Origin of the sequence: Yoonia maritima, assembly GCF_003003285.1 — a bacterium.
Lineage (GTDB): Bacteria > Pseudomonadota > Alphaproteobacteria > Rhodobacterales > Rhodobacteraceae > Yoonia > Yoonia maritima.
On record NZ_PVTP01000005.1, the window covers coordinates 62,049 to 87,131 of the forward strand.

The 25,083-nt window shown below is 51.7% G+C and carries 32 protein-coding genes; 20 read left to right on the forward strand and 12 right to left on the reverse strand.

Annotated features, from left to right (window positions below; all coding sequences use genetic code 11):
- Positions 1–1,530, forward strand: a complete 1,530-nt coding sequence (gene ubiB / locus CLV80_RS08835; RefSeq protein WP_106357101.1) for a 2-polyprenylphenol 6-hydroxylase — start codon at positions 1–3, stop codon at positions 1,528–1,530.
- Here ubiB and CLV80_RS08840 read toward each other — a convergent pair.
- Positions 1,527–2,186, reverse strand: coding sequence for a flagellar hook capping FlgD N-terminal domain-containing protein (locus CLV80_RS08840; protein ID WP_106357103.1), 660 nt, complete (start codon positions 2,184–2,186; stop codon positions 1,527–1,529). The two genes, ubiB and CLV80_RS08840, sit on opposite strands and share 4 nt — an antisense overlap.
- A gap of 9 nt (positions 2,187–2,195) precedes the next feature.
- Positions 2,196–3,431, reverse strand: coding sequence for a flagellar hook-length control protein FliK (locus tag CLV80_RS08845; protein ID WP_106357105.1), 1,236 nt, complete (start codon positions 3,429–3,431; stop codon positions 2,196–2,198).
- 107 nt (positions 3,432–3,538) lie between these two features.
- Here CLV80_RS08845 and CLV80_RS08850 point away from each other — a divergent pair, with 107 nt between their 5' ends.
- The 6 genes from CLV80_RS08850 (at position 3,539) to CLV80_RS08875 (ending at position 6,894) form a co-directional block, all read left to right on the forward strand.
- The gene (locus CLV80_RS08850) at positions 3,539–3,832 is read left to right on the forward strand and encodes a rod-binding protein (protein WP_106357107.1); all 294 of its coding nucleotides are present in this window, start codon (positions 3,539–3,541) and stop codon (positions 3,830–3,832) included.
- Positions 3,825–4,166 (forward strand): hypothetical protein, encoded by a 342-nt coding sequence (locus CLV80_RS08855; protein WP_106357109.1) that lies wholly within the window; start codon positions 3,825–3,827, stop codon positions 4,164–4,166. The genes CLV80_RS08850 and CLV80_RS08855 overlap by 8 nt, the downstream gene beginning before the upstream one ends.
- Positions 4,167–4,377: 211 nt before the next feature.
- Positions 4,378–5,223 (forward strand): flagellin N-terminal helical domain-containing protein, encoded by an 846-nt coding sequence (locus CLV80_RS08860; RefSeq protein ID WP_106357111.1) that lies wholly within the window; start codon positions 4,378–4,380, stop codon positions 5,221–5,223.
- A 92-nt stretch (positions 5,224–5,315) separates the two neighbouring features.
- A complete protein-coding gene (gene flaF, locus CLV80_RS08865; RefSeq protein ID WP_243394480.1) occupies positions 5,316–5,690 on the forward strand; it encodes a flagellar biosynthesis regulator FlaF in 375 nt (124 codons plus the stop codon).
- Positions 5,690–6,094 carry a flagellar biosynthesis repressor FlbT gene (flbT, locus tag CLV80_RS08870; RefSeq protein WP_106357117.1) on the forward strand — a complete coding sequence of 135 codons (405 nt, stop codon included), beginning with the start codon at positions 5,690–5,692 and terminating at the stop codon, positions 6,092–6,094. Before flaF ends, flbT begins: the two co-directional genes overlap by 1 nt.
- Positions 6,091–6,894 carry a DUF1217 domain-containing protein gene (locus CLV80_RS08875; protein WP_106357119.1) on the forward strand — a complete coding sequence of 268 codons (804 nt, stop codon included), beginning with the start codon at positions 6,091–6,093 and terminating at the stop codon, positions 6,892–6,894. The genes flbT and CLV80_RS08875 overlap by 4 nt, the downstream gene beginning before the upstream one ends.
- Positions 6,895–6,934: 40 nt before the next feature.
- Here CLV80_RS08875 and CLV80_RS08880 read toward each other — a convergent pair whose 3' ends face one another.
- Positions 6,935–8,260, reverse strand: a complete 1,326-nt coding sequence (locus CLV80_RS08880) for a FliI/YscN family ATPase (RefSeq protein WP_106357121.1) — start codon at positions 8,258–8,260, stop codon at positions 6,935–6,937.
- Positions 8,261–8,346: 86 nt separating this feature from the next.
- Between CLV80_RS08880 and CLV80_RS08885 the strand changes: the two genes are divergently transcribed.
- From CLV80_RS08885 to CLV80_RS08925, 9 genes are read left to right on the forward strand one after another with little or no spacing between them, the layout of a single operon-like run.
- Positions 8,347–8,727, forward strand: coding sequence for a FlgB family protein (locus CLV80_RS08885; protein ID WP_106357123.1), 381 nt, complete (start codon positions 8,347–8,349; stop codon positions 8,725–8,727).
- Between the two features lie 9 nt (positions 8,728–8,736).
- Complete coding sequence (flgC, locus tag CLV80_RS08890) at positions 8,737–9,129, forward strand: flagellar basal body rod protein FlgC (protein WP_106357125.1); 393 nt, start codon at positions 8,737–8,739, stop codon at positions 9,127–9,129.
- Between the two features lie 11 nt (positions 9,130–9,140).
- Positions 9,141–9,422, forward strand: coding sequence for a flagellar hook-basal body complex protein FliE (fliE, locus tag CLV80_RS08895; RefSeq protein WP_106357127.1), 282 nt, complete (start codon positions 9,141–9,143; stop codon positions 9,420–9,422).
- Positions 9,422–9,688 carry a flagellar biosynthetic protein FliQ gene (locus CLV80_RS08900; protein WP_106357129.1) on the forward strand — a complete coding sequence of 89 codons (267 nt, stop codon included), beginning with the start codon at positions 9,422–9,424 and terminating at the stop codon, positions 9,686–9,688. Before fliE ends, CLV80_RS08900 begins: the two co-directional genes overlap by 1 nt.
- 2 nt (positions 9,689–9,690) lie before the next feature.
- On the forward strand, positions 9,691–10,404 hold the full coding sequence (locus CLV80_RS08905) for a flagellar hook-basal body complex protein (protein WP_106357131.1): 714 nt from the start codon (positions 9,691–9,693) through the stop codon (positions 10,402–10,404).
- 15 nt (positions 10,405–10,419) lie between these two features.
- Positions 10,420–11,205, forward strand: a complete 786-nt coding sequence (gene flgG / locus CLV80_RS08910; protein WP_106357133.1) for a flagellar basal-body rod protein FlgG — start codon at positions 10,420–10,422, stop codon at positions 11,203–11,205.
- Positions 11,202–11,618, forward strand: a complete 417-nt coding sequence (flgA, locus tag CLV80_RS08915) for a flagellar basal body P-ring formation chaperone FlgA (RefSeq protein ID WP_106357135.1) — start codon at positions 11,202–11,204, stop codon at positions 11,616–11,618. Before flgG ends, flgA begins: the two co-directional genes overlap by 4 nt.
- A 9-nt stretch (positions 11,619–11,627) precedes the next feature.
- On the forward strand, positions 11,628–12,350 hold the full coding sequence (flgH, locus tag CLV80_RS08920) for a flagellar basal body L-ring protein FlgH (RefSeq protein ID WP_106357137.1): 723 nt from the start codon (positions 11,628–11,630) through the stop codon (positions 12,348–12,350).
- Positions 12,351–12,371: 21 nt separating this feature from the next.
- The gene (locus CLV80_RS08925) at positions 12,372–12,869 is read left to right on the forward strand and encodes a flagellar basal body-associated FliL family protein (RefSeq protein WP_106357139.1); all 498 of its coding nucleotides are present in this window, start codon (positions 12,372–12,374) and stop codon (positions 12,867–12,869) included.
- Here the strand turns inward: CLV80_RS08925 and CLV80_RS08930 are convergent.
- The 9 genes from CLV80_RS08930 to CLV80_RS08970 all read right to left on the reverse strand — a co-directional run bounded on the left by CLV80_RS08930 (position 12,857) and on the right by CLV80_RS08970 (position 21,804).
- Entirely contained in the window at positions 12,857–13,252 is a 396-nt protein-coding gene (locus CLV80_RS08930) for a hypothetical protein (RefSeq protein ID WP_106357141.1), read from the reverse strand. The two genes, CLV80_RS08925 and CLV80_RS08930, sit on opposite strands and share 13 nt — an antisense overlap.
- Positions 13,252–14,325, reverse strand: coding sequence for an EscU/YscU/HrcU family type III secretion system export apparatus switch protein (locus CLV80_RS08935; RefSeq protein ID WP_106357143.1), 1,074 nt, complete (start codon positions 14,323–14,325; stop codon positions 13,252–13,254). The genes CLV80_RS08930 and CLV80_RS08935 overlap by 1 nt, the downstream gene beginning before the upstream one ends.
- Positions 14,322–15,104 carry a flagellar biosynthetic protein FliR gene (locus CLV80_RS08940; RefSeq protein ID WP_106357146.1) on the reverse strand — a complete coding sequence of 261 codons (783 nt, stop codon included), beginning with the start codon at positions 15,102–15,104 and terminating at the stop codon, positions 14,322–14,324. Before CLV80_RS08940 ends, CLV80_RS08935 begins: the two co-directional genes overlap by 4 nt.
- Entirely contained in the window at positions 15,101–17,191 is a 2,091-nt protein-coding gene (flhA, locus tag CLV80_RS08945; protein WP_106357148.1) for a flagellar biosynthesis protein FlhA, read from the reverse strand. The genes CLV80_RS08940 and flhA overlap by 4 nt, the downstream gene beginning before the upstream one ends.
- Before the next feature lie 177 nt (positions 17,192–17,368).
- Complete coding sequence (locus tag CLV80_RS08950; RefSeq protein WP_106357150.1) at positions 17,369–19,441, reverse strand: hypothetical protein; 2,073 nt, start codon at positions 19,439–19,441, stop codon at positions 17,369–17,371.
- The gene (gene motA, locus CLV80_RS08955; protein ID WP_106357152.1) at positions 19,438–20,307 is read right to left on the reverse strand and encodes a flagellar motor stator protein MotA; all 870 of its coding nucleotides are present in this window, start codon (positions 20,305–20,307) and stop codon (positions 19,438–19,440) included. Before motA ends, CLV80_RS08950 begins: the two co-directional genes overlap by 4 nt.
- An 81-nt stretch (positions 20,308–20,388) precedes the next feature.
- A complete protein-coding gene (locus CLV80_RS08960; RefSeq protein ID WP_106357154.1) occupies positions 20,389–20,961 on the reverse strand; it encodes a MotE family protein in 573 nt (190 codons plus the stop codon).
- Positions 20,961–21,320 carry a hypothetical protein gene (locus CLV80_RS08965; RefSeq protein WP_106357156.1) on the reverse strand — a complete coding sequence of 120 codons (360 nt, stop codon included), beginning with the start codon at positions 21,318–21,320 and terminating at the stop codon, positions 20,961–20,963. The genes CLV80_RS08960 and CLV80_RS08965 overlap by 1 nt, the downstream gene beginning before the upstream one ends.
- Before the next feature lie 10 nt (positions 21,321–21,330).
- Entirely contained in the window at positions 21,331–21,804 is a 474-nt protein-coding gene (locus CLV80_RS08970) for a flagellar basal body-associated FliL family protein (RefSeq protein WP_106357158.1), read from the reverse strand.
- Between the two features lie 121 nt (positions 21,805–21,925).
- Between CLV80_RS08970 and fliF the strand changes: the two genes are divergently transcribed.
- The 4 genes from fliF to fliP are packed head-to-tail and all read left to right on the forward strand — an operon-like array spanning position 21,926 to position 25,054.
- Positions 21,926–23,485, forward strand: a complete 1,560-nt coding sequence (gene fliF / locus CLV80_RS08975; RefSeq protein ID WP_165793352.1) for a flagellar basal-body MS-ring/collar protein FliF — start codon at positions 21,926–21,928, stop codon at positions 23,483–23,485.
- Positions 23,485–24,045, forward strand: coding sequence for a FliH/SctL family protein (locus CLV80_RS08980; RefSeq protein ID WP_106357163.1), 561 nt, complete (start codon positions 23,485–23,487; stop codon positions 24,043–24,045). The genes fliF and CLV80_RS08980 overlap by 1 nt, the downstream gene beginning before the upstream one ends.
- A complete protein-coding gene (locus tag CLV80_RS08985; protein ID WP_106357165.1) occupies positions 24,038–24,325 on the forward strand; it encodes a FliM/FliN family flagellar motor switch protein in 288 nt (95 codons plus the stop codon). Before CLV80_RS08980 ends, CLV80_RS08985 begins: the two co-directional genes overlap by 8 nt.
- Positions 24,326–25,054 (forward strand): flagellar type III secretion system pore protein FliP, encoded by a 729-nt coding sequence (fliP, locus tag CLV80_RS08990; RefSeq protein ID WP_106357167.1) that lies wholly within the window; start codon positions 24,326–24,328, stop codon positions 25,052–25,054.
- Positions 25,055–25,083 lie beyond the last annotated feature (29 nt).

A 25,083-nucleotide genomic window follows, 5' to 3' on the forward strand; every position in this document is an offset into this window, starting at 1 on the left:
ATGCGCGGCCCCCATAATATCATTCGCCTGATCCGTACGGGCGCTACATTCGAACGTACTGGTGCGATGAAAGTCGTTTTAGACGCGTTTGACGCGGGTCCGCTGCTACGCATGACCATCCGCACGTTGGTTTGGCCGTTTCAGTGGCTTGGCTACAAAGGCGATGTAAACATGCCCCCGGCCACACGGGCACTGACGGCGCTGGGCCCCGCTTATATCAAGTTTGGGCAAGTCCTATCGACACGTCCCGATGTTGTAGGCGACGATTTGGCCGTACAGTTGCGCGTGCTCCAAGACAAACTGCCACCGTTTTCGATGGACGAAGCCAAAGCTGCGATCCAAAGAGAGCTGGGCGCACCGACCGATACGTTGTTTTCGACATTTTCAGAACCCGTCGCCGCTGCTTCGCTTGCCCAGGTCCATAAGGCGCATCTGGCCGACACGGGCGAGGCTGTAGCCGTTAAAGTCCTGCGCCCCGGTATCGAAAAAGCGTTCCGCAAAGACGTTGATGCATTCTATTTTGCGGCCCGCGCGATCGAGGTTCTATCACCCGCTTCCCGTCGTCTGCGCCCAATGGATGTGATCACCCATTTCGAAGGGGTGGTCGCTGGCGAGCTTGACCTTCGGCTTGAGAGCTCGGCCGCTGCGGAATTCGCGGCGAATACAGAAGGTGACACTGGGTTTCAGGTCCCTCTCATCCACTGGCACCTTTCCGGCCGACGCGTCATGACGCTTGATTGGGCGGAAGGTGACAGTATTGGTGATAACGCGGCACTCGACGCCGCCGGACACGACCGAACAGCGCTAGCGTCACGGGTGCTGCAACTGTTCTTGAACCACGCGCTACGCGACGGTTTCTTTCATGGTGACATGCATCAGGGCAACCTAAAGGTCGCTGCGAATGGCGACATCATTGCCTATGATTTTGGCATCATGGGACGGATTGATGAATATACGCGCCGCGTCTACGCCGAGATTTTGTTTGGCTTTATCCGCAAAGATTACCAACGCGTTGCCGAGGTTCATTTTGAGGCAGGCTATGTTCCAGCTAACCAAGACGTTGATGAATTCGCGCGTGCGCTTCGTGCGGTAGGTGAACCAATCTTCGGTATGGACGCGAGCCATATTTCGATGGCGCGCTTGCTAAGCTATCTGTTCGAAGTGACCGAACGCTTTGGCATGGAAACCCGCACTGAACTGATCCTGCTACAACGCACGATGGTCGTTGTCGAAGGTGTCGCACGGTCGCTCGACCCCCATATGAACATCTGGCAAGTCGCCAAGCCCGTGGTCGAAAGCTACATCAAGCAAAGTATCGGCCCCAAGGCCCTACTGCGTGATCTTGGCAAAACAGCGATGGTGTTGTCCCGATTTGGGCCGCAACTACCGCGATTAGCCGAAGAAGCGTTGATACGTCGTAATAATCCGCAGCCACAGCCCAAGCCACCGTCATTGGCCCATCAGCTGGGGTGGATGACGCTTGGTGGTGCGCTTGTCGGTGCAGGTGTTTGGATCAGTGCATTGCTTTAAAGTGCCGGGTCACGCAGGGCGCTGACCTGTGATGTCGCAACCGCGACACCACCATCAAGGATGAGAATGGTTTCACCATCTTGGGCACGTACTTCTGTCACGGTGCTGTAAAGTTCGACAGTTTCTTCGGTCAAAATTTCGCCTTCGAGCGAGCTGATCAACTCAAAGGAGTATAGACCTTCTGCGAATGGATACCCGCCAGTGTCGACCCCGGCCCATTCTACAGGATCCGCACTGATTGGAACGTCGAACCGCTGCACCTCTGCACCCGATTCGTCGCGTACAACCACCTCTGCCTTATCCGCGACAACAGCGGGGTTCGGGGCCAAAGTAATTGGTTCTCCGTCAAAATATGCCGGGGTGGCGGCGCGTGCTTCTTTGCCAACCCACGCGGCCATATCAGCCAACCCACCTGATGCAAGTTGTGCGCTGAGAGATTTAAGCAAATCATTCGTCATCACAGCCTGTTCCACCCCCGAAAACGTTGCAAGCTGTGTCGCATAATCGGTTGAATCAACGGGGTTCAGTGGATCCTGATTTTGCATCTGCACGGTAAGCATCTGCAAAAACATCTCAAAGTCACCGCTTGTCCCGCTTGTCGTTCCCGCTGTTTGCGTCACTGCAGTGGTCGTTGCTGTTGTGGTCGTTACTTCCATATCGATTTCCTAAAGTCTTATATCTAAGCCGCGGGTCAATATCATTTGCGTTGTATGCGAGTCCGCAGCGCAGGCTGCTTCGGCGTTTTCGTCGACCTCGTCATCCTCGTCAGTGTTTGCCGACTGTTCTGGCCCTGTGCCCTGCCCAAAGGCAAAGGAAACATCGCTGTACCCAAGGTCGCGGAATTCTTGAGCAAGTGTTTCGATGTGCCGGCGCATCAGGTCAGTTGTTTCTTGCCGTTCAGCTGAGATGCTCAGTGTGATGGCATTTTCGACCACTGACATGCTCAACCTTACGCGCCCTAGCTCTTCTGGATTCAGGGCAATTTCTGTGGGCTTTCCAGCATGCTCTGTCACCGCCACGGAAAGCTGGTTCGCAACATGCCGAACAGTATCTGCGTTTGCGATGGGCGTCGGCGAACTACCCGGCTGTATGTGTTGAGAGACGCCTTTATCAGGCACCCAGAAGGCACCAGATTCAGCATCTTGTACCTGTATACTAGCCTCCAGTTTGGGCACCTCTGAAGCTATGAGCAGAATCGTTTTTGATATTGCTGGCGCGATATCCAAAAAAGGCTTTGGTTCATGCGCAAATGGCCTAATAATTGTATCGGGGTTTGGCGCGAATTCGATCTTCTTATCAGGCCGAGACGCCATCGGTTGTCCGGCCACCCCAGTGGCACTATCTACCAACTCAACAAAACGCTCTGCGCCAAGGGCGCGCGCCACTGGTTTTGGGACCATCGGTATCAGTATCTGTTTTTCCTGTTCGATACTTGGCTTTGGTACAGCAATTGACTGCGTATCAGGTGCGCCATCATTTGACTTGGTCAATGGAATGCAACCTTCAACAATGGACTGCGCGACAGTCGTTTTTGGCATAACAACTTGCTTAGACACACCAATATCTTTGGGAACCTGTTTTTGCGCATGTTCAGCCACGATACTAATCGCGTCATGCCTTACGACCGCATCTTCAGATATTGGCAATTCTGCCGGCGCGTCGTCGATTATAAGGTCGACGGATTCGCTTTGCTGAACCTTGCCCCCATCGGTCGTTTCCTCAAGTCTCAGATCGTCGACCACAGCGAATACAGGCGCTTCTTCGGCCTCAATGTCGGTCTCTGTCAACTCATCTACAATGTCCGCAAAAGCGAACGCGTCATCCGTTACGCACGGCATTTCACCAACCAAAACCGTTTCAGAAGCCATGGTGGACACGTCAGTTGGCAACAATGGTATCATCAACTCTCCAATAGAATCTGTGAGTGGGTCCCTTTTGCCTGACAATACTTACTGATTGTTTACGGCTCGCTGGCAAAGTGAAAAAGGATCAAAACCCGGAGAAGCCGATGACAGCCATTCCAGCCTTACCTGCACCGCGATCAAACCCGCAGCTACCAGACTATATCCAAAATGATGCAAAGCTGCGCGAGGCAGCGCAAAAGCTCGAGGCGTCATTCCTATCGGAGATGTTAAAATCTGCGGGGCTTGGCGCCCCTCGCGAGGCCTTTGGTGGCGGCGCTGGAGAAGAACATTTTTCGTCATTCCTACGCGAAGCACAGGCCAACGAGATGGTAAAGGCGGGCGGTATTGGCCTTGCTCAATCACTTTTTGAAGCCATGAAGGTACAATTAGATGCGTAATTCAGTGACCAAACGTCTGATACAGACGCTCAAAGCCGAGAAGTCTGCGCTGCGGGAGGCCAGCTTTGATGTGCTTGGCAGTTTGGAAAAACCGAAATCTGAACTGTTTAAAGAGCTCGCTGAGTCAGCGCCGGATGCAAATGAATTACGTGCCGTTCAATTGGCAGTGACCGAAAACCAGACATTGTTGTCGGCTGCAATAGCAGGGATTGGCGCTGCGCGGGCAAGGATTGAAGCACTACAAAATGTGCGCTCGGGGTTAAACGTATATGATAAGTCGGGTGCTATTTCCAAAATGGCGAATCCCCAACCCGAAATCGAAAAGAAGGCATAATTTGGATAAAATTTGCAGCGTTTCGCTTTTCAGCTTTAACGCATTGTTTAGTCATATCCGCACAAACTGGTGACACAGCCAAAACGGCTAAGGTGCGTAGCGAACGCAGGCACTGATCTTCGTCAGAATGACGTTTCATTCCGTGGAACACCCACGGTTTCCTGAATCAAACCGGCGCAAAGCGCCCCCCTTCATTATAGGATCACGAAACATGTCCAGCATTCTGACCAACAACAGCGCAATGGTTGCGCTTCAGACACTTAAATCAATCAACGGCGACCTGTCTGAAACGCAGTCGATGATTTCAACGGGTAAAGAAGTCAGCTCCGCCAAAGACAACTCAGCGATTTGGGCGATTTCCAAGGTCATGGAATCGGATGTCGCTGGGTTCAAGGCAATTTCTGATAGCCTGGCACTTGGCGAATCAACAGTCGCGGTCGCTTCGGCTGGGGCAGAGCAGATTGTAGAAACGTTGACCGAAATGAAACAGCTTGCTGTTTCTGCACAGTCTGAAAACGTTGATTTCGCCAAAATTCAAGCTGATATGGATGAAAAAGCGGCCCAAGTCGCCTCGGTCATCAGCGCATCGCAATTCAATGGGGCTAACCTTCTTGCCACAGATGTGGACGGTAATGGTGGCACTGGCCTGAACGTGCTGTCGTCGCTTGATCGTGTCGGAAGCGGCGCACCGACACCGACGTTGATTACGGTTGATAGCGTAGACTTTGAAGCCGATGTCGATTTGGTCGCAAACCTAACTGCGATCACAGACACCGCAACTGCCGCAACCGCATTGGGCGAACTTGAAACCTTTTTGACAACGGCCATTGATGGTGCTGCGCAGCTTGGCGCGTCGGCGAAACGGATCGACAGTCAAAACGAGTTTGTGAGCAAACTATCAGATTCCCTGAAGTCTGGCATCGGCACCATGGTGGATGCTGACATGGAAGAAACATCTGCAAGGCTGCAGGCGCTGCAAGTACAGCAACAACTTGGTGTACAATCGCTATCGATCGCTAACCAAGCACCCCAGACTATTCTGTCGCTGTTCCGTTAAATTGAATAAGTGGTGCCGCGATGTCGGCACCACAACAACATTCGTCGCGGAAAACCCGCGTATCGTTCGAATTCGTGCCGGAAGGACCCCACGTGAACGTCATAGAACAAGCTCGGCAGGCATATGCCCCCACACAACTCGCAATCAGAACAGAACGATCAGTCGAAGCTCAACTCGTCAGCCAAATCACTGCCCGTCTACGCGATGCCATGTCACAAAGCGCTGGCAATTTTGCAGCGCTGGCAGTTGCTGTACACGATAATCGGCGCATGTGGACGACCCTTGCTAGCGATGTTGCTGGCAGCGACAACGCACTCCCTCAAACCCTACGCGCGCAGTTGTTTTATTTGGCTGAATTTACAGAACATCATAGCCGACGCGTATTGCGTCGTGAAACTGACGTTTCAGCTCTCGTTGAAATCAATACAGCCGTTCTACGCGGTCTAAACGGGCGAGGGGAGTCATAATGTCAGGGCTGGTTTTAAAGCTAAACCCCAAGGAACGGGTGTTGGTAAACGGCGCAGTCATTGAAAATGGCGACCGGAGAAGCCGTCTCTCCATCATCACTCCGAACGCCAATATTTTACGATTGCGTGATGCCATTCGACCAGACGAGGTCACGACGCCTGTGCGTCGCGTATGCTATATCGCTCAACTTGTACTGTCTGGCGATGTCGAAGAAAGTGATGCGCAATTCCAAATTATGCGCGGCATCGAACAGCTAAGCCAAGCGTTACGCGACGATGACAGCCGCCAACATCTAACAGCGGCCACCAATGCAGCTGAAAAATGCGACTTTTATCGCTCCCTCAAAGCTTTACGTAACCTACTACCGCGTGAAGCGCGTCTCCTTGCTGGACATCAAGCGTGACTTTTCAGCCTGTTGTACCGCTTTCGGGTTATGGTGGGTGGCGCTTTCTTGAACGCACGCTTGATAGCCAACAAGAAGCGTTCACAAACAGTCAGCCCATCGTGAGAGATACCGAATATTTCCGCGAAAACATCGGCAATGTCCAAACAGCGGAGGACCTTGTTAGTGACCGACGATTGTTGTCGGTCGCTCTCGGTGCGTTCGGCCTTGATGATGATATCAACAGCCAATTCTTTGTTCGGAAAATCCTAGAAGACGGAACTTCGGCGGATGATGCTCTTGCGAACCGCTTGGCCGATAATCGCTATGCTGACTTCAGCGCAGCATTTGGTTTTGGGGACCAAACGACACCATCGACGCAAACGGCAGGATTTGCAGACGATATTATTGGCAGGTATGAAGTACGACAATTTGAACAGGCTGTTGGTGAACAAGATAACGATCTCCGGCTCGCCATGAGCGTGGAAAGCGGAATCTCAGACATCTTAAGCAGAAATAGTTCTCAAGCTGGGCAATGGTATTCGGTCATGGGGAATGCCCCCATGCGAAATGTATTTCAGACAGCGCTTGGCTTGCCATCTAGCACATCTAGCATTGACCTCGATCAGCAGCTCGAAATTTTCCAAGAACGGTCTCAGGCGGTGTTCGGCACAGATAGCCTTGCCGATTTTTCTGATCCCGAACAGCAAGAAAAGCTGGTGCGGATGTTTCTTATCCGATCTGAAGCCGCAAAATTTGCAACCTCAACAGGCGGTTCCACGGCACTTACTTTATTACAATCCGTACCTTCTATCTTTTAACGGTCATTGATTAGACGTTTACAGGTAAACTGCGATTGCCCTAGCGACTGGATTTTCCACTTACTGCTTGGCGTAGCTTTGCAAAATGAGCCAAAGTTCCGCGAGTATCTTGCATCGTCAAAAAGCTTTCGAGCGCTGATGAGCATGCGATAGCTGCGTCAATTGCCGCGTCAGAACCTCCAGTATATAGACCCGCTTGTATCATGAGCTCCGCTTTTTGAAAGGTACCCATATGGGTTCGGGCCTGCGCAATAAGGCTATTTTCTTGATCAGTTGCAGCATTGGGCAGTGAACGAGAAACCGATTTCAGGACATTGACCGCCGGAAACCTGCCTCTCTCTGCGATCTCGCGCTCTAACACGATGTGACCATCCAACACCCCGCGCAACATATCGGCGACAGGTTCATCCATATCTGAACCTGCAACCAAAACCGAAAACACTGCTGTGATGTCGCCGCTGTCACCTGTACCCGGACCAGCCCGTTCGCAAAGCGCCGCAATCGCAGGAACCGTTGATGCTGGGTATCCGCGCAAATTCGCGGCCTCTCCACCTGCAACCGCAACCTCTCGGTGGGCCTCGCAGAATCGAGTAACCGAATCGACAAGCAATAGAACCTGCCTGCCATTATCCCTGAAATGTTCTGCTATCGCAGTTGCTGCCCATGCACATCTGCGTCGCACCTGAGGCGCGCGTTCTGATGTAGCGGCCACAACAATCGCGCGTTTCATACCCTCCTGCCCCAAAACGTCTTCGACGAAATGTCGAACTTCGCGCCCGCGCTCGCCAACGAGTGCGATGACAATCACATCTGCGGTCACCCCGCGCGCCAAATCTGCCAACAATGTTGATTTTCCTACGCCAGAACCCGCGAATAGACCAATCCGTTGCCCCTGAACAATCGGCAAAAGCGTGTTAAAAACTGCTAGTCCTGTTTCGATCCGCGCACCCATCGGGCGACGTTGATGTGGCGCTGGTGGATCCATGCGAAGTGGGCGCGGTGTAACACCCGGCAAGAGCGGACGCCCATCAATCGGCACACCATCAGGGTCTATGACACGACCTATCCAACTGTTATCTGGCGCAAAAATTGGAGATCTATCAAACACAACCCGGTCTGATAAACGGATACCGTCCGACGGACCGTCAAGCAATACATGCGCACCGTCCCGATCTAGGCGGACAATTTCGCCACTGATTTGTCGTTCATCGCAAAACACGCGCGCGCGATCACCAACTTTTATAGAATCATTCGCACCACCCACTTGGACGGTGCCGCCATGCACCCCCAACACACGCCCGACTTTATGAACGCCTCGTAAATTTTCGACCGCTGCCGCCGCTTGTTCAAGGATATTTTGCGTCATCTGCTGTTCCTGTCGTGATTCCACAAACCTCTTCTTAAGGAATCAGCCTTAATGCTTTGTTGAAACCAAACGAGGGAGAACCCCCGATGAATAGTTCTTTGGATATGTTCCAAACCGCCAGTGCGATGGCACGTCATGCCGGAGCCCGGCAAACTATGATCGCGCGCAATATCGCCAATGCGGATACGCCCGGCTACCAAGCTCAGGATGTTGCTCCATTCACCGACGCAATGCGCAGTACCGCGACCGAACAGCGCACGACACGCCCCGGACATATGATCACTGGCGCAACGGAATTTTCCCCGGCGATCACGGCCGCTACAAGTGAACCATCTCCGAACGGCAACACAGTTGCGATTGAAGACGAGCTTATGAAGTCGGTCGAGGTTCGTCAGGATCATGACAAGGCGCTGTCCGTATACCGGCATGCAATGACCGTGCTGCGTACCAGTCTTGGCAAAATGTAGGGCAACATCATGACAGATTTCAGCGAAGCAATGTCAGTGGCAACCAGTGGAATGAAAGCGCAAGCCAATCGACTACGGCATGTGTCCGAAAACATCGCCAATACCGACACCCCCGGATACCACCGCAAAACAATTTCATTTAGCGAAGTCGTCGATGCCGGGCGCAGTACGGGTGCGGTGGAAACTGGTAGGGTCAAGCTAGATCAAACAGCGCTTCCGCGTATTTATGACCCATCCAACCCGTTGGCAGATGCGACCGGGCATTACGATGGGTCGAATGTAAATTTACTCGTTGAAATTGCCGACGCCCGCGAGGCGCAGCGCAGTTACGAAGCCAATCTCAAAATGTTTGACCAAGTACGCCAGATGTCATCTGCGCTCATGGATTTATTACGCAAATAAGGAGAACCCCGATGAACATTAGTTCACTCGTTGCACAAAACTATGCTGCCAGTAAAACAGCCACAGCCCCAGATGCCGGATCGAGCGGAAACGCAATCCTTGGTGCCGCGCAGGATTTCATGTCCACAATGCAGGCCAGTGAAAACACGGCCATGCAAGCAATGACGACGGGCGCGGACCCGCACGCCTTGGTCGAGGCGTTGGCCCAAACAGAATTAGCTGTGCAAACCGCCGTGACAGTCCGCGATCGCGTCGTCGAAGCTTATCAAGAAATTCTGCGGATGCCCGTTTAATGACCGAAGCGCTGTTCTATGACACGCTGCGGCAGGGGCTTTGGACAGCGTTTATTATATCAATCCCAATCTTGACCGTCGCCCTGATCACAGGTTTGGTCGTGGGCCTATTTCAGGCGCTGACATCGATTCAGGAGATGACCCTGACGTTTGTGCCCAAACTGGCAGCCATCATCGGGACCTTCTGGATCACCATGAACTACATGACTGAAACGCTTGTGAGCCTATTTCAAGGCACACTTATCCCCATCATCGCCGGAGGTTAGACATGGATAATGCTTCATATACCGCCCTAACCCGCCAGTTGGGATTGATGAACGAAATGCAGGTGCTTGCGAACAACATCGCGAACGCCTCAACCACTGGTTTTCGCGCCGAAGAGGTCATGTTTTCTGAACATGTTAAGGCGCTTGGACCCGACACTGCTTCGTTGTCGATGGCGACAGCGAACGTGCGTGACACTGTCATGACCCAAGGTAGCCTGACCCAAACCGGCGGAACATTTGATTTGGCAATTGAAGGTGATGGTTTCTTTCTTGTCGAAACACCAAACGGGCAGCGGCTTACCCGTGCAGGGGCTTTTGGCCCCAATGAGAACGGGGACCTTGTGACGCCCGATGGCTATCCTGTTCTGGATGCAGGCGGCGCACCCATGTTTGTTCCCCAAGGCGTTGGTCGTGTTGGGATCGGCGCGGATGGTACGATAAGCGCAGGTGGCCAGCCTATCGGACAGGTCGGGATATTTTCACCCACCGACCCAAATCAAATGACCCGCGAAAGTGGTGTTCTGTTTGACGCTGCGGGCGGATTTGAACCAGTTCCAGACGGCCGAATGCTGCAAGGGTATCTTGAGGAATCAAACGTAAATCCGATTTTACAAGTCAGTCGCATGATTGAAGTCCAGCGCGCTTATGAAATGGGTCAGGGGTTTCTGGATAAAGAACACGAACGCATCCGCGGCGTCATTCAGTCGATCCGATAACACAGGAGAAATACAATGCGTGCATTAGAAATCGCCGCCGCCGGCATGTCGGCACAACAAACCCGCGTCGAAGTTATTTCGAACAACCTCGCGAACATGAGCACGACAGGTTACAATGCCCGCCGCGCAGAATTTTCCGATCTACATTACCAGCAGATCGCCCGCCCTGGCACAATTAACGCATCTGACGGAACTTCATTACCAACCGGCGTTCAACTGGGTCTTGGCGTGCGCACGACTGCGGTATCGGTCATGCTGTCTCAGGGATCGCTCGCCGCGACTGGCGGTGATTTGGACCTTGCGATTGAGGGCGACGGATACCTAGAGGTAACGTTGCCGTCCGGCGTTTCCGCATACACGCGCGATGGCGGATTAAAGTTAACGGGGGACGGCCAAATTGTCACCTCAGATGGGTATCCCGTCGTTCCTGACATCACGATCCCGCGCGATACGCAATCGCTGTCGATCAATGCAGAAGGCGAAGTCTATGGGTATTTTGCAGACCAAGTAGAACCGCAGTTGCTTGGCCAGTTCACAATGGCCGGTTTTACCAATCCCAAAGGCTTGGAAGCGGTTGGATCTAACCTGTTCGTCGAAACCCCTGCATCCGGCCCATCGCTCGTTGCCACCCCGGGCGAAGATGGATTGGGCATGCTACGCCAAGGCTATTTAGAAGCCAGTTCAGTCGATCCGGTACGGGAAGTATCCGATCTTATCGCCGCCCAGCGCGGGTACGAATTGAATTCAAAGGTTATCACCGCCGCCGATCAAATGCTTAGTTCTATGGTTCAGGTACGATGATCCGCGCCGTTGTCTTAATTGGCATTTTTGCAACGCCGATTAGCGCGGACACCGTGGTGGCGGCGCGGACAATTCCAGCACATTCAACGATTATGCCCGAAGATGTGATGGCAAACGGGCGGAGCATCCCAGGCAGTGTCACTGATCCCGCCCAAATTGTCGGAATGGAAGCCCGCGTCGCGCTGTATGCGGGGCGTCCTATCCGCGCGGGCGATGTCGGATTTCCGGCTGTTGTTGAACGCAACCAAATTATCCCACTGCATTACAATCGTCATGGCCTGATGATCAGCACCGAAGGGCGTGCTCTTGGCAGGGCGGGACCCGGCGATGTGATCAGGGTCATGAACATCAGCTCGCGTAGCACTGTTACCGCCCAAATTGGTGCGGATGGCGCTGGTTACGTCGCACATTAAGGACAAATAATGCGTAAAATACTTGTGATTATCGCCGCGTTTTCTGGGTGCACTACGACACCCATTGGCCGCCCTCCAAAGTTTACCCCGCAAGAACGCACCGTAGAGCGTGAAGCAATGTTCAATCCGAGTTTTCCAGACGGCGTAACAACCACAATGCTAGGTCCAACGTCACAGGCATCGCTTTGGACTGGAGAACGTGGGTCATTATTGGGAGATCGACGCGCCATGCAGCGCGGAGACATCATGACAGTCGTTATCGAAATCGACGACAGTGCCGAAATTTCTAATTCTACTGCCAGGTCGCGATCAGCATCCCAGCAAGCAGCGATACCCCAACTAATGGGCATCCCTCAACGTATCGATCCGCGCCTGCCTGAAGGGGCTTCTTCGGCCGCGCTTGTTGATCTAAATTCCGATAGCAGTTCCTCCGGCGATGGATCTGTGCGGCGCAATGAGAAACTAACGCTCAGGGTGGCTGTAACCATTACGGATGTCCTACCAAACGGTGTCCTTGCGATTACAGGACAGCAAGAGGTGCGTGTTAACTACGAATTGCGTGAACTGATTATCACAGGATACGTGCGCCCAGAGGACATCACCCGCCAAAATGAGATCACCTACGACAAAATCGCGTCAGCGCGGATTTCATACGGCGGGCGCGGACAGATCACCGATATGCAGCAACCACGTTACGGGCATCAGGTGCTTGAAAGCACGCTGCCGTTTTGATCAGAAACCAAGGGACATACCATGAAAAAGATATTATTGCCGTTGTTGCTTTTGCTCATCGGTACGGGGGGAGGCGTTGGCGCAGGGATAATGCTGATACCCGCGAACGAAGAGGAACTTTTAACTGACGGTAATCCTTGCGGTGAAGTCGTTGCAAAGGACCATTCGGATACTGTCGTCGCGGAAACAACCCTAGAACGTGAATACGCGAAGTTAAACAATCAGTTCGTCATCCCCGTCGTTGAGGAAGGTGCCGTTTCGGCGCTCGTCGTGATGGCGATTAGCCTTGAGGTAACGATGAACAACACCTCGGCGGTCCATACGACGGAGCCTAAACTACGCGACGCATTTTTGCAGATCATGTTTGATCATGCCAACATTGGCGGCTTCTCTGGTAATTTTACCTCGGGAACGAATATGCACGCGCTGCGCGGTGCGCTGCTCAATGCGGCGCAACGTATTGCGGGCCACAACGTGACCGATGTTCTGATCACAGACATAGTACGTCAGGACACATAATACGCCCTGCGCTGATGCAAAATTCTGCTGTCCGATTGCATCCGTTTTACTATTTCATGAACGGCCTGATCACGTCCAAACACATTCTTTAGTTTGGCGCGACAGGCCTCTTGTTGCGCCAAAACCTGCGCGAGTTCAGTGTTGATCGTTGCCCGCCTTTGATCGACCCAATGCAGCCAACGTACGTCTGCACCTGCCAATATCGCTACGTCCACAATCGATGACTGGGCCGCCGCGCGAGCACGCTTAGTTTGCACCAACTGAGCAAGGTTTCGGCGCAAGTCAGCCTCCCGCTGAGACAGTTCAGCCATATCTGACTGCACGGAGCGTAGCATCAACCCCGTCAACTGGGACAATCTTTGTGCCTGTGGAACATCAGCCATCAGTTTCGTGCCTTTTTACGCATGGTATCAGCGAACCTAATCGCAGCGGCAACCGCTCGGTAATGTTCGGATGCGACCGTATCCCCGATTTCAACGCTTGCATGCAGAGCACGTGCCGTCGGCGGATCAGAATGCACAGGCACCCCATGTTCAAAAGCAATTTCGCGGATCTTGGCAGCGCTTTCATCTACTCCCTTAGCCACACAAACTGGGGCACCCATAGATGCGCGGTCCCATTTTAGTGCTACGGCATAATGTGTCGGGTTCACGATTATGACGTCAGCAGTCGGCACATCGGCTAGCATCTTGTTCATAGCAATCGCCTGCCCTTTCATGCGGCGTTGCTGCTTCATTATTTGATCGCCCTCAGACTGCTTCGTTTCGTCAATCAGGTCCTGCCGGCTCATCCGATTTTTCCGAAGATGTTCAGCACGTTGCCATAAATAGTCAAAACCGCCTATCGCGATTGCAACGGTTGCGACAATGGCTAAGAGTTTCAGTAGCATTGCCCCAAGTACGGCAACTACAAGCGCCGGCGGCAAGTACATGCTTCCTAAGATTTGATCTTTCTGAGATCGCAGGAAAACTCCCAAAATCACCGCGTATATCAGTAACTTAGAAAAACTCTTGGCAAACTCAAAAAGTGCCTGACGACCAAATTTATTCGAAACGCCAGAAATCAGAGATATCCGGCTAAGTTTTGGTGCAATTTTGTTCGGTGCTATGACAAATGCGCGCTGGGCAAGAATACACAGCACCGCACATAATGCTGGGATAACAAACCATACCCCGATATTGAACACAGATGCGCGTATAATCCCGCCCAACAATGGCTGTGCTGAACCATCAAAGAGCAGTGTGCTTATCTCATCAGATTGAGACAACATAGCACTTAGCATTGAGCCTAGGTCCATCAGCGCTTGAGGACCAAGCGTAATCCCAGTGAGCAAAAAGCCCGCATATACAGCAGCAGTCGTTAGATCGGCAGATCGCGCGAACTCTCCTTTTTCGCGTGCATCATCCAGCTTCTTTTGGCTGGCCTCAAATTGCTTTGAACTTGCGTCCTCACTCATGGCGGCGACCTGAATGGAAACGCCATAAATTCACTGAAAGCATCATGCCACAGCGCCAGCATAATTGGTGCAGATAGTAGCAAAAGCAGCAATCCACCCGCAGTTATCGCGGGCGCACCCACAAATGACACCATCAACTGCGGCATTGCCCGGTTAATAACGCCAAGGACAACGTTATATACGAGTGAAGCCAACAGGAATGGCGCTACCAGCGAAAACCCCAACTCAAAGATACGGCGCACCTCGTCCAAGCCTAGGTTTACGACCGTATCCGCACGCAACATTGTCCCAATCGGAACCAGTTTATAGGTCTGAATCATGTAGCCAGCTAACTGGACATGCAGGCCTGCAATCACGGCGAGCGCAGTACCACTTACGACCAAAAGGTGACCAATCGCAGGTTGTGCATCGACGCCGGCAGATCCACCAAAGATTTGAGATAGCGATGTCGACTGGGCCGCGATTGACCCTGCAATTTGAAGAGCCATAATAAAAAAGCGAAAAAATATACCAAAAAACAGGCCACTTAGCACCTCTGGTGCAGCTGTAAAAAGTGTTGCGGTCACCCCCCTCGTTGTCGACGGCACCGACGAAACAACGGAAGGTGCAACAATGCAAGTAAACCCAAATGACAAAGCCAGCCGCACCCGCACAGGAACTGGTTGGTCACCAAAAGCTGGCATAACCGCCATCATCGCGCTGATGCGCAAAAATACGACAAAGGCAGCCCAAAGACTATTCTGCCAAAGCACTACCATTTGCGATATATCCGCGATCATATTGCAACGAGCCCCACCAACGCAGGCCGTGCATCAACGCCGATTTCTTCGAACGACAGAACGGGATTCATGATCCCCTTGGCAGACATCACTGTCCGTAAGAACCGTCGCCGTCGCATCGAAGTGACCACCGCTGCATGGGCACCAGATGACGCAGCCTGAGCCAATTTTTCTGCTATTCCATCGGCAAGCCGGTTAAAATTTTCGGGAGGCAAAGCAACATCACCGGACCCGCGGTCTGACCGAATTTCATATGTTGCAAACGTATCCTCCCATTCAGGTGCCAACTGAACGAGTGGTATCGTTCCATCAGACCTGCGCATTTCGGCGACCAGCTGAAAGCCCAACCGCTGCCGCACATGTTCAGTAATGCCGTCAGCCGACGGGTGCATTTGCCGCCCCTCAGCGACCGCTTCGATTATCAATGGTAAGTTCCTGATCGAAACGCGTTCATCCAACAGCAAGCGCAACACTGAAAGAAGCAAATCAAACGGAACTTTGTCGGGTATCAACTCTTCCAACATTTTTCTGTTTGCGTCCCCACGCGCCGCATCACTAAGGTTCACCATCTCGTCCAACCTGCGCCGCAACGCCTTAAAGGTCAGTAAACGTGAAAAATTACGTTTGACGACCTCTAACAGATGAGTAGCGAGAACTTCTGCAGGCTGAACCGTGGTAAACCCCGCCAGCGCCGCATCTTCCTGTTCCTGCATGGTAATCCACTTGGCCGGAGCCCCATATACAGGCTCTGCCACGACATCTCCGCGTATCTCGGGTACACCTGCATCATTTATGAGCGCCAATATTTGATCGGGCTTTAACTTGTCTCGCACTTGCTCGACGCCTTGAACATGAACTATATATGTCCCAGGTAACAAAGACGCGTTGTCCGTTAATCGAATTTCGGGAAGTAGAATACCAAATCCCGTTGCAACGTGGCTGCGCATGTTGGCAATCCGCGCGTCAAGCCCAGTACCCGGGTCCAGTACCATGTCGACAAGATCCGGCGCGAACTCCACGTGAATATCGTCCAAATCCAGAACGTCACCCATTGATTTTTGTGTAGATTGACTGTCAACGACCTCAGATGCATCGGTCGTGTTTTGTTTAATATCTTTTTTCTTATACTTTATCGCAAATGCACAAAACCCAAGCGTCGCCGCGCCCAACATAAACGGGATAAACGGCATTCCCGGTACCAATGCAAAAAGTGCCATTAGAATTGCAACTGTTATCAAAGCTTCGGGGTGACGTCCTAGTTGGGATGCCAACGCCAAATCGGTCGGACCGGTCGCGCCCCCCCTTGCGAGAAGCAACGCCGAGGCGATTGATATCACGACCGCAGGAATTTGCGAAACGAGCCCATCGCCTACGGTTAAAATCGCATATGTTTCAAAGGCCTGAGATACTGGCATGTCGTTCACCGCAATCCCAATAACCAATCCCATCACCAAGTTCAGGGCCGTGATCAATAGCCCTGCAACGGCGTCACCTTTGACAAATTTGGATGCACCGTCGAGCGAGCCGAAAAACGTTGTTTCCGCTTGTTCGCGTTCGCGTCGTGCCTTGGCTTCTTGGTGGTCGATTACGCCGGCCGACATATCGCTATCGATCGCCAATTGCTTGCCCGGCATCGCGTCTAATGCAAAACGCGCGCCGACTTCGGCCATACGCGTCGCCCCCTTATTAATGACAACAAAGTTAACGATTAACAGAACGCAAAAAACCACCAGTCCAAGCAGTACGTTGCCGCCCATCACAAACGTTGCGAACCCTTCGATCACACCGCCGGCAGCATCAGTGCCAGTGTGGCCTTGCCCAATAATTAGTTTTGTCGAAGAAACATTTAGCGAAAGCCGCAACATTAAAGATGCTAGAAGCACCGTCGGAAAAGCCGAAAAATCAAGAGGCCGTTCGATGAATAACGTCACCGTAAACATTAAGATTGCAAGAGCAAACGAAGCAGCTAGGCCAATATCGAGCACCCAGGCGGGCACAGGTAGGATCATCATTACGATCACGGCCATCAAAGCCAGCGCCAACAAAATTGTTGGTTGAAATATTTCCTTTATCTGAAACGAATTCATCTAATCACCACCCAACAAACATGAGTGCCGATTGAGCAACGAAAGCATCCTCGACAAGCTGGTCTGCCATGACGCTATGAAGAGGGAAGGATTGTATATTCATCTTAAACGCCGATCTATCAGTTAGTTGATATTGGCCTAAAACTGGTTTACAATTCGTAACTATACGCAAAGCGGTTAAGGCCGAATTGCAGCTTTAGACTTTTCTAAATAGGCCGTTATCGCGTCCCGCACCTCTGATGATCGATCTAGCAACGCGCGGCTGCCAGCAATCGGTGATTGGTGATTGAAATCTGTATATTCCGTTTCTAAGTCAAATACTTGACCTAACATTTGCCCCGCCAAAGCTGACTGCCCGATTTCATCCTGATCAACGTCCACTTGCCCATTTTGCGATGTTTCTAAACCTGTGCTGTCCTCGCCGGTTGTCAAAGAATACCTTATTGGGGGCGTTGCAATGTGGCTGTCGGACATTCCAAAGAGGATAGCTCGATCTATAAAACCTAACTCAGCTAGTCTCATACTGATTTTACTTTGCGCTTCAGGTGAAAAATGGTTTGGAGGTTGGTCGAACGCAAATTCGACAAAGACCGCATCAGACATCTCGCTTACTGCGCGGACTGCCAAGGCGTCATATGATTCAATACGCGTTGATGGATCAGCGCTGTCAGTTTCAGTAGATATAAGCGCCAGTGCACCTTTAAAGTGATTTTGCGCGAGATATGCGTCAAACTGCGCCTGAGCTAACTCTGCTGCTGCTGGCGAATTTCGCGCCTCGAAACGCACGGCATCCGCCAAGACAAAGTCCTGAGGCGTAACTGGAATATCCCTTTCGCTAGACATGCTTAAAATCTCGGTCATCGCGTTAGGAGTGATACGTGAATTTGACTTTGCCAGATCTAGCAAGGTGTCCGCGGTAAGATCATGGCCGCCCATAGCATCCGAAAGCGAAATTTCAGCTAACATATCTTCAACTGACCTATCCCGGTCAACGGGTACGCTGGACAGGACCTGCATGGCCGCATCTTGGTCACCCATATCAACAAACCGGGTGGCGAGTTCAGCGCTCAGATGAGATCTCAGTTCTGATGGCAAGGCTTTAAAGGCAGTAAGGACAGCAGACCGATCAACTTGTGCATCCAGCGGCCCTTCAGCGACCGAAAGTAATGCCCATAGCGCGACAGACGAATTGCAGCTGACTTGTTGCTTGCCAAGTTCATGGCTGAGTTGATTTCCGTCAACGATAAGGGCCAATTGGGCGAGGTAAGAACGCTGCTTAGAATGAATCCCATCGATTTCTAAAGCTTGAAGCGCTTCGACGCCGAAACCGAAATAAACATATATTTGCGCGAGCCGCAGAACATTATGCTCATCTGTTTGATCGAATTCTCGAGTAATGCGAGAACGCGCCTCGCCTATTTGTGTGCTAAATGGACGCTCATCTGCCCAACGATAAACTTCAAAATACTCTGCTTCAGGGCAAATGTTTCCCGACTGTGTGTGCGCAATTCTTTGATCATCTTGAATCGCCAGAACATCGAGGTTGTTATGCGCGATCACCCCGGGAAGGTGATCGTTGCTAGCCTCTGGCTCGGTCATGCTTACTGCTTCGCCAATAGCACCTGTGAAAGGGGGATGGTTTCTATCTAAAACACCGCGCGTTAACCCATCGGCCAGACCGTGAATAACTGTTTGTTCTAGCAACGACAGATCAACATCAAGCCCGTCTGGTGAGACCGGCACGAGCTCAGGCACCACGACAGGTTTCGTTTTTACAGCTCCTTGTTCTGCCTGAATTATGAGCGGAAAACTCCATTCAGGTAAATCACTAGGGGTCCCAATATTAGGTGTCTCTACATCATCAAAAAAAGGCTTTTCGTAGGGCGATCCAGGTTGCGGCAGGCCGTCAATAATGTCGACAACCAGAATTTGTGGTCGGAAAAGAAATGCCTCTGCCCTGCAATCGCATGCGACGGCAATCCGTACGGTATCGTCTGACAACTGATTGACCGCGGCAACACGATCACGTGGAATGAGGTCATAGAACCGGCGCAAATCGAAACCTTCACTGGAGGGCAATAATAGGGCATATCCATCATCTATTCTTCCGAGCTTCCAATCAGCACCTTCGGCAATACTAAACACCATTCGCGTAAAATTGGGATGCTCGCCTGTTTGGACGCTGACTGGTGCAGCAGCCATACGTAATGGCAAAAACAAACAGATCATTAGCAATACGTTACGTGTCATGCTGCACTCTGTTTGGTAGCCTTAAGAGCGACTTCCATCTCAGAAAAACTGGGGCGCAGCCCACCTGGCATATTTTGCCGCCCGACCTCGATGCAAATATTTGGTGCGTGTGCATACAGGTTCGCGACCAACACTTCTCTTATCAACTGATGAAAATGGGCATCGTCTTCGATGACCGACTTTACCTTGGTGGAAAACGGCGCGACTAAACCGTACGCCAAAAATACCCCAAGGAATGTGCCTACCAATGCACCCCCAATAAGTTTCCCCAGCACTTCTGGCGGCTGGTCAATTGAACCCATTGTTTTGATCACGCCAAGCACGGCAGCAACGATACCCAAGGCTGGCAAGCCATCGGCAACCGTTTGCAATGCGTGTGTTGAATGCATTTTGTGATGCAGGGTCGCTTCAATTCTTTTTTCCAAAACTTCCTCAACCTGATGTGGATCGTCGTAATTCATGGAAGCCGAACGTAGCGTATCACAAATGAGAGCAACGGATTCGCCGTCTTCCAGAATCCTTGGATATTTACCAAAAATCGGGGATTCTTCCGGGGTTTCGATATGCCCTTCTAGGGCCATTGGATTGCCGCGAGCCAGCCGAATAAGCTCAAACAAGAGGCACAAAACATCGCTGTAGTCTTGAGAGCGCCATTTTGGCCCCTTAAAAACTTTACCGATATCTTTGAGCGTATGTTTAATCGCTGCGCCATCATTACTAATTGTAAAAGCCCCGATTGCGGCGCCGCAAATCATGATCATCTCAAATGGGAGCGTTTTTAAGATGATCGCCATTTTACCACCCGCGAGCAGATAGCCGCCAAAAACCGTTACAAAAACTAAGACTACACCGATCAAGCCAACCATTTAGGTTTGTCCCTTTGCTATAATGAACCGTCATTGGTTTCGAATCTGTTTTACAGCACAGGTGTTAACGATCAGTCAGCGCTAATCGGTTGGTACATTTGCATTCCGGCCCGCAAGTACAACACTGAAAGAATAAGCTACTTCCGGTTCGAGTTCCGTCATAATGAGGGCCGCGACATCAGGGCGCATCATGCCTAGGAAACCCGCAGCGAATTGCGGTGCCATTTCAGTAAATAGCGCAGCCGCCTCTTTGGGTTTCATATTTTCATATACTGTCGTTAATCGCATCAAGTCCGATTCCGACGCGCCATCAGCAAGCGCAAGAGTCGCACTCAACCTTTCTTCTGCGACAATCAAGGCCTGCAGCTTTTCCTCAATTTCCGTTTCGGCGACATGAAGCGCCTGCATACGCTCAGATATTTGCGAATCGCGTTCATCCAAGCGTATTTCGCGTGCTTGTAACGCCGCCAATAAACTGCCGGTATCAGCGGTATCTATCGCTATGGGTGCGTTTTCATCAACAGATGCAGTTGTACTATCAGCCATCGCAGGGCCGGCAGTAATTCCGATCCGAACAATGGCTGATGTGAGCAGAAGGCCAATAATAGCATTCGAGGTCCAACCGGTTGATCGGCGTTTCAATCGCGCGCTCATCAATTCATTCCGAGTGACTGAGAGCGGCGAACAAACAACGCGCTACTGTTTTCGCGCGTGACCTCGGGTTCAGGTTCGGGCAAGTCATGCAAAGAGGCGACAAGTAACTCTAACTTTTGCCCCGCGGCTTCGGCACGTGTGCTCACCGAATCTAACGTCTCGACCGAAGACTTGGCTGTAGTTTGCGCGCGTGTAAGCGTCTTTGTAAGATCGTCTACCCGCAGGGACAAAGCGGCGACGGCACCACCCACGCCCTTTTCCAGATCGGTAAATCGTCGCAAGCGGCGGGATAGAACAAAGCAGTAAAACCCGGCTGCTAAGCTCCCCGCGATCATGAATATATCCGCAATCATCGTCATTTTTTGCCTCTCAACTTAATACGAATTCCATAATCAAAAGATCTCGAATTCGACCTTCGCCCGCAACGACCTGTACCCGACGCAACATTTGCGCACGCAACCGGACAAGCGCGGACGGGTCTTCGAGGTGTGCTATCTCAACTGCGCGCAAATATCCGTTTAAGACATCGATAATGCGTGGCTTGATCGCCTCAACTTCAGCCGCGTGTTCAGGAGCGACCTCTAGCTGCGCAGCGAAACGCAAATGTTCACGCCCCTGCGCGCTTGGCAGCGAAACAATCAATGGATCAAGTGCAACGAATGCAACCGCCATCTGATCAGTGTCGTGAACGTCCTCACTCATTGGCGCGGCACCTTCGACATGATCAGTTGCCCCCTTTTGCACAGCAAAGAAACCACCAGCCCCGCCAATCAGCGCAAGCACCAGCCCAATCACCAAAGGTGTCTTTGTTCCCTTCTTAGGAGCATCCGTTTCATCCGACATGACACAGCCCTTTTTGTCTCTTGATAAAACTTTTCATAAACCAAGAAGCCCTAACCGATTGTTAAGGCTCCTAGTCCAAACAGAGAACATAGGCAGAATGCCATCGAAATGGAGAACAACATTGAAAAGCCTCAGCACCGTTTGGTCTACGCTTGATGTGCGTCGCAGAATGTACGTTTTTGTGGCTACTGCCGCAGTATTCGCCGCAATTTTAACCCTCGCCAAGGGGGCCAGCACCGAGGACATGTCACTTTTATTTGGTGCCGTAGAAGGTCGCGCTGCAGGCGAAATTTTGACCGCACTTGACCAACGCGGTGTCGCATATGAAGTCCGTGGGAATGCGATATATGTGCCAACAGTGATGCGAGATACGCTGCGGATGGGGCTGGCGAGCGACGGCTTACCAGCAAGTGGTAATCAAGGGTATGAATTACTTGATTCGCTTTCCGGATTTAGCACCACGTCGCAAATGTTCGACGCTGCATACTGGCGCGCAAAGGAAGGCGAACTCGCACGCACAATATTAGCGAGCCCTCACATAAGGTCGGCACGGGTCCATTTGTCGACACCATCTTCACGGTCGTTTCAACGAGACCAAACATCGACAGCCGCAGTAACAGTCACAACCATTGGCGGAACGCTATCGGGTCAGCATATCAAAGCTTTGCAATACCTCGTTGCAGCCGCGGTACCAGCATTGGCACCCGAATCGGTCGCGGTCATCGATGATGATGGCGGACTTCTGTCCGATCCTGATGGAAATGCTATCGTCGCAAGTAGTGACGACCGCGCAGCTGCTTTGCGTCAACAAGCGGAACGGCTACTTGCAGCACGTGTCGGACCGGGAAACGCCGTTGTTGAAGTGACAATGGATACTGTGACCGAAACAGAATCCATTACCGAACGGCGGCTAGATCCAGAAAGTCGCATCGCAATTAGCACCGATGTCACCGAAAGCTCGGGTGTATCCAATGACAGTCGCGGCGGCGATGTGACGGTGGCCTCCAATCTACCTGACGGCGATGCGAACGGTACAGGAGGTGCATCGAGTAACGAAAATAACGAAAGCAGAGTGCTAACTAATTATGAAATTTCAGAAACTGAACGACAACTGCTGCGTGCACCAGGTGCGATTAAGCGACTTACAGTCGCCGTCTTGGTGAACGAACAAGTAACAGTATCAGAGACTGGCGAAACATCTCTCGAGCCGCGAACCGAAGCGGAACTGGCATCACTCAAAGAGCTTGTTGCATCAGCAGTTGGAATCAATGAAGCGCGCGGCGACATTATCACGCTGAAGTCTATGCAGTTTGAGCCAATCGCTTCGCTTGGGACGACGGTCAGCGCACCCGCTACAGGTGTTCCCTTAGATACGATGCAGCTTATTCAAATTGGAGTTCTTGCCGTTGTCGCTCTCATTTTAGGGATTTTCGTAGTAAGACCGATCCTCGCACCTGTTTCACTGCTGCCTGCGCCCGATAACGCGGACGAAAACAACAATCTTTCGGTGATGACTGCAGCGATTACTTCGGAAGCGGCCAGTAACAATGTCGATGTTATCGAAGACGCATCTGCAGACCCCGTCAAACGGCTTCGTCAGATGGTTTCTGACCGAGAAACTGAAACCATTCAAATTTTGCAAGAATGGATCGAAGAACCAGCCCCGAAGGCTAGTACATAATGACACACATGCTTTCTCTTGAATCGTTTGACGGTAGTGGATCAAATCCTAAACGTCCTAGTCCAGATTTCCAAAGCGGTTACGAGCAGGGCTTCGACGCAGCAACTGAACTCGCAAGCGCCGACGCAGCAGCGCTGAAAGAACAACTTGTTCACGCGATCGCCGATATTGAATTCGGCTTTGAGGAAGCACGCGCACAGCTACTGCAATCTTTCAGGCCACTGTTGTCCGCAATCTCAAGCCAATTATTGCCGGCTATGGCGGCAGCCAGTTTTGGACCGGCACTATTCGACGCAGTGAAGTTGGCTATCGAAACCGGCACATCAGGAGGCCCCACTCTTTTTGTACACCCGACACAACGACAGGCGATAGAGCAACTTTTCGCGGACCAAAAACTGGCAATCCGCATTAGCGACGACAACACTCTATCTGAAAATTCGGCTTGGATCGACTGTATCGAGAAAGAGACATTCCTTGATGCCGATAGCCTCATTGCACAGATCAACGACACTCTTAGCGCCCTTACACATTCAGATAATAGGATCGACCGGCATGGATGACCCAGAACTCCGCTCAACGACAGACGGAAACCCACTTCGTCGCATCCCAATCGAGATACTCGTTTCGGTAGGGAAAGCACGCCCACTCGTGCGAGATCTGCTTGCTCTGGGTGAGAATGCGGTAATCCCCCTGGACAAACGTATCGAAGACCCCGTCGAACTTTTCATAGGTGATCGCCTCATCGCAAGAGGTGAACTGCAAGAACTAGAAACCGGCGAACCGGGCCAGCTCGCTGTACGGTTAACAGAGGTGATCTCTGAGCCGGACGAGCTCAACTAGATGCAAAAGAACATTTTTTATTGCACGATTATTTTCGTGTTTATTACCTCTCCTGCGCTTGCGCAGGACATATCGATTTCGTTGGGCGATGATGGCTCGCTTGCCACCCGTTCCGTTCAACTCATTATCCTGATGACGGTTCTTAGCCTTGTGCCTGGTATCGCAATAATGGTGACCTGCTTTCCCTTCATTGTGACGGTATTCGCAATCTTACGCCAAGCGATCGGACTTCAGCAATCACCACCCAATATGCTTATTGTAAGTCTGGCCCTGTTTCTCACATATTTTGTAATGGAACCTGTGTTTCTGGAGTCCTGGAATACCGGGATTGAACCGTTGATGAGTGGGGCGATAGAATTAGACGAAGCATTTCAAAACACAATGCGGCCATTGCGGGTATTTATGGTCGCACGCGTCGAACCTGACACCTTCGCGTCGTTGGCGGACTTACGGCCCGATGTCGAAGCACAAACGCTAGTTTCCGATGCACCTTTGTCTGTATTAGTACCTTCGTTTTTGCTCAGTGAAATCGCACGGGCGTTCCAGGTGGGTTTCCTGATTTTTTTACCCTTTTTGATCATTGACTTAGTTGTCGCCGCAGTCCTGATGTCGATGGGTATGATGATGGTGCCACCGGCAATTGTTTCGCTTCCGTTCAAGCTCGCGTTTTTCGTCGTTGCAGATGGTTGGGGCCTCATCGCATCAAGTTTAGTCCGAAGTTACAATTAGTGGCAACTAATGCGGGCAGCAAAGACCGT

What these genes read in the sequence shown, in the direction of transcription:
- ubiB (WP_106357101.1), top strand. Translation starts at nt 1, where the DNA reads ATGCGCGGCCCCCATAATATCATTCGCCTGATCCGTACGGGCGCTACA.
- CLV80_RS08840 (WP_106357103.1), bottom strand. Translation starts at nt 2,186, where the DNA reads ATGGAAGTAACGACCACAACAGCAACGACCACTGCAGTGACGCAAACA.
- CLV80_RS08845 (WP_106357105.1), bottom strand. Translation starts at nt 3,431, where the DNA reads ATGATACCATTGTTGCCAACTGACGTGTCCACCATGGCTTCTGAAACG.
- CLV80_RS08850 (WP_106357107.1), top strand. Translation starts at nt 3,539, where the DNA reads ATGACAGCCATTCCAGCCTTACCTGCACCGCGATCAAACCCGCAGCTA.
- CLV80_RS08855 (WP_106357109.1), top strand. Translation starts at nt 3,825, where the DNA reads ATGCGTAATTCAGTGACCAAACGTCTGATACAGACGCTCAAAGCCGAG.
- CLV80_RS08860 (WP_106357111.1), top strand. Translation starts at nt 4,378, where the DNA reads ATGTCCAGCATTCTGACCAACAACAGCGCAATGGTTGCGCTTCAGACA.
- flbT (WP_106357117.1), top strand. Translation starts at nt 5,690, where the DNA reads ATGTCAGGGCTGGTTTTAAAGCTAAACCCCAAGGAACGGGTGTTGGTA.
- CLV80_RS08880 (WP_106357121.1), bottom strand. Translation starts at nt 8,260, where the DNA reads ATGACGCAAAATATCCTTGAACAAGCGGCGGCAGCGGTCGAAAATTTA.
- CLV80_RS08885 (WP_106357123.1), top strand. Translation starts at nt 8,347, where the DNA reads ATGAATAGTTCTTTGGATATGTTCCAAACCGCCAGTGCGATGGCACGT.
- flgC (WP_106357125.1), top strand. Translation starts at nt 8,737, where the DNA reads ATGACAGATTTCAGCGAAGCAATGTCAGTGGCAACCAGTGGAATGAAA.
- fliE (WP_106357127.1), top strand. Translation starts at nt 9,141, where the DNA reads ATGAACATTAGTTCACTCGTTGCACAAAACTATGCTGCCAGTAAAACA.
- CLV80_RS08900 (WP_106357129.1), top strand. Translation starts at nt 9,422, where the DNA reads ATGACCGAAGCGCTGTTCTATGACACGCTGCGGCAGGGGCTTTGGACA.
- CLV80_RS08905 (WP_106357131.1), top strand. Translation starts at nt 9,691, where the DNA reads ATGGATAATGCTTCATATACCGCCCTAACCCGCCAGTTGGGATTGATG.
- flgG (WP_106357133.1), top strand. Translation starts at nt 10,420, where the DNA reads ATGCGTGCATTAGAAATCGCCGCCGCCGGCATGTCGGCACAACAAACC.
- flgA (WP_106357135.1), top strand. Translation starts at nt 11,202, where the DNA reads ATGATCCGCGCCGTTGTCTTAATTGGCATTTTTGCAACGCCGATTAGC.
- flgH (WP_106357137.1), top strand. Translation starts at nt 11,628, where the DNA reads ATGCGTAAAATACTTGTGATTATCGCCGCGTTTTCTGGGTGCACTACG.
- CLV80_RS08925 (WP_106357139.1), top strand. Translation starts at nt 12,372, where the DNA reads ATGAAAAAGATATTATTGCCGTTGTTGCTTTTGCTCATCGGTACGGGG.
- CLV80_RS08930 (WP_106357141.1), bottom strand. Translation starts at nt 13,252, where the DNA reads ATGGCTGATGTTCCACAGGCACAAAGATTGTCCCAGTTGACGGGGTTG.
- CLV80_RS08935 (WP_106357143.1), bottom strand. Translation starts at nt 14,325, where the DNA reads ATGAGTGAGGACGCAAGTTCAAAGCAATTTGAGGCCAGCCAAAAGAAG.
- CLV80_RS08940 (WP_106357146.1), bottom strand. Translation starts at nt 15,104, where the DNA reads ATGATCGCGGATATATCGCAAATGGTAGTGCTTTGGCAGAATAGTCTT.
- flhA (WP_106357148.1), bottom strand. Translation starts at nt 17,191, where the DNA reads ATGAATTCGTTTCAGATAAAGGAAATATTTCAACCAACAATTTTGTTG.
- CLV80_RS08950 (WP_106357150.1), bottom strand. Translation starts at nt 19,441, where the DNA reads ATGACACGTAACGTATTGCTAATGATCTGTTTGTTTTTGCCATTACGT.
- motA (WP_106357152.1), bottom strand. Translation starts at nt 20,307, where the DNA reads ATGGTTGGCTTGATCGGTGTAGTCTTAGTTTTTGTAACGGTTTTTGGC.
- CLV80_RS08960 (WP_106357154.1), bottom strand. Translation starts at nt 20,961, where the DNA reads ATGAGCGCGCGATTGAAACGCCGATCAACCGGTTGGACCTCGAATGCT.
- CLV80_RS08965 (WP_106357156.1), bottom strand. Translation starts at nt 21,320, where the DNA reads ATGACGATGATTGCGGATATATTCATGATCGCGGGGAGCTTAGCAGCC.
- CLV80_RS08970 (WP_106357158.1), bottom strand. Translation starts at nt 21,804, where the DNA reads ATGTCGGATGAAACGGATGCTCCTAAGAAGGGAACAAAGACACCTTTG.
- CLV80_RS08980 (WP_106357163.1), top strand. Translation starts at nt 23,485, where the DNA reads ATGACACACATGCTTTCTCTTGAATCGTTTGACGGTAGTGGATCAAAT.
- CLV80_RS08985 (WP_106357165.1), top strand. Translation starts at nt 24,038, where the DNA reads ATGGATGACCCAGAACTCCGCTCAACGACAGACGGAAACCCACTTCGT.
- fliP (WP_106357167.1), top strand. Translation starts at nt 24,326, where the DNA reads ATGCAAAAGAACATTTTTTATTGCACGATTATTTTCGTGTTTATTACC.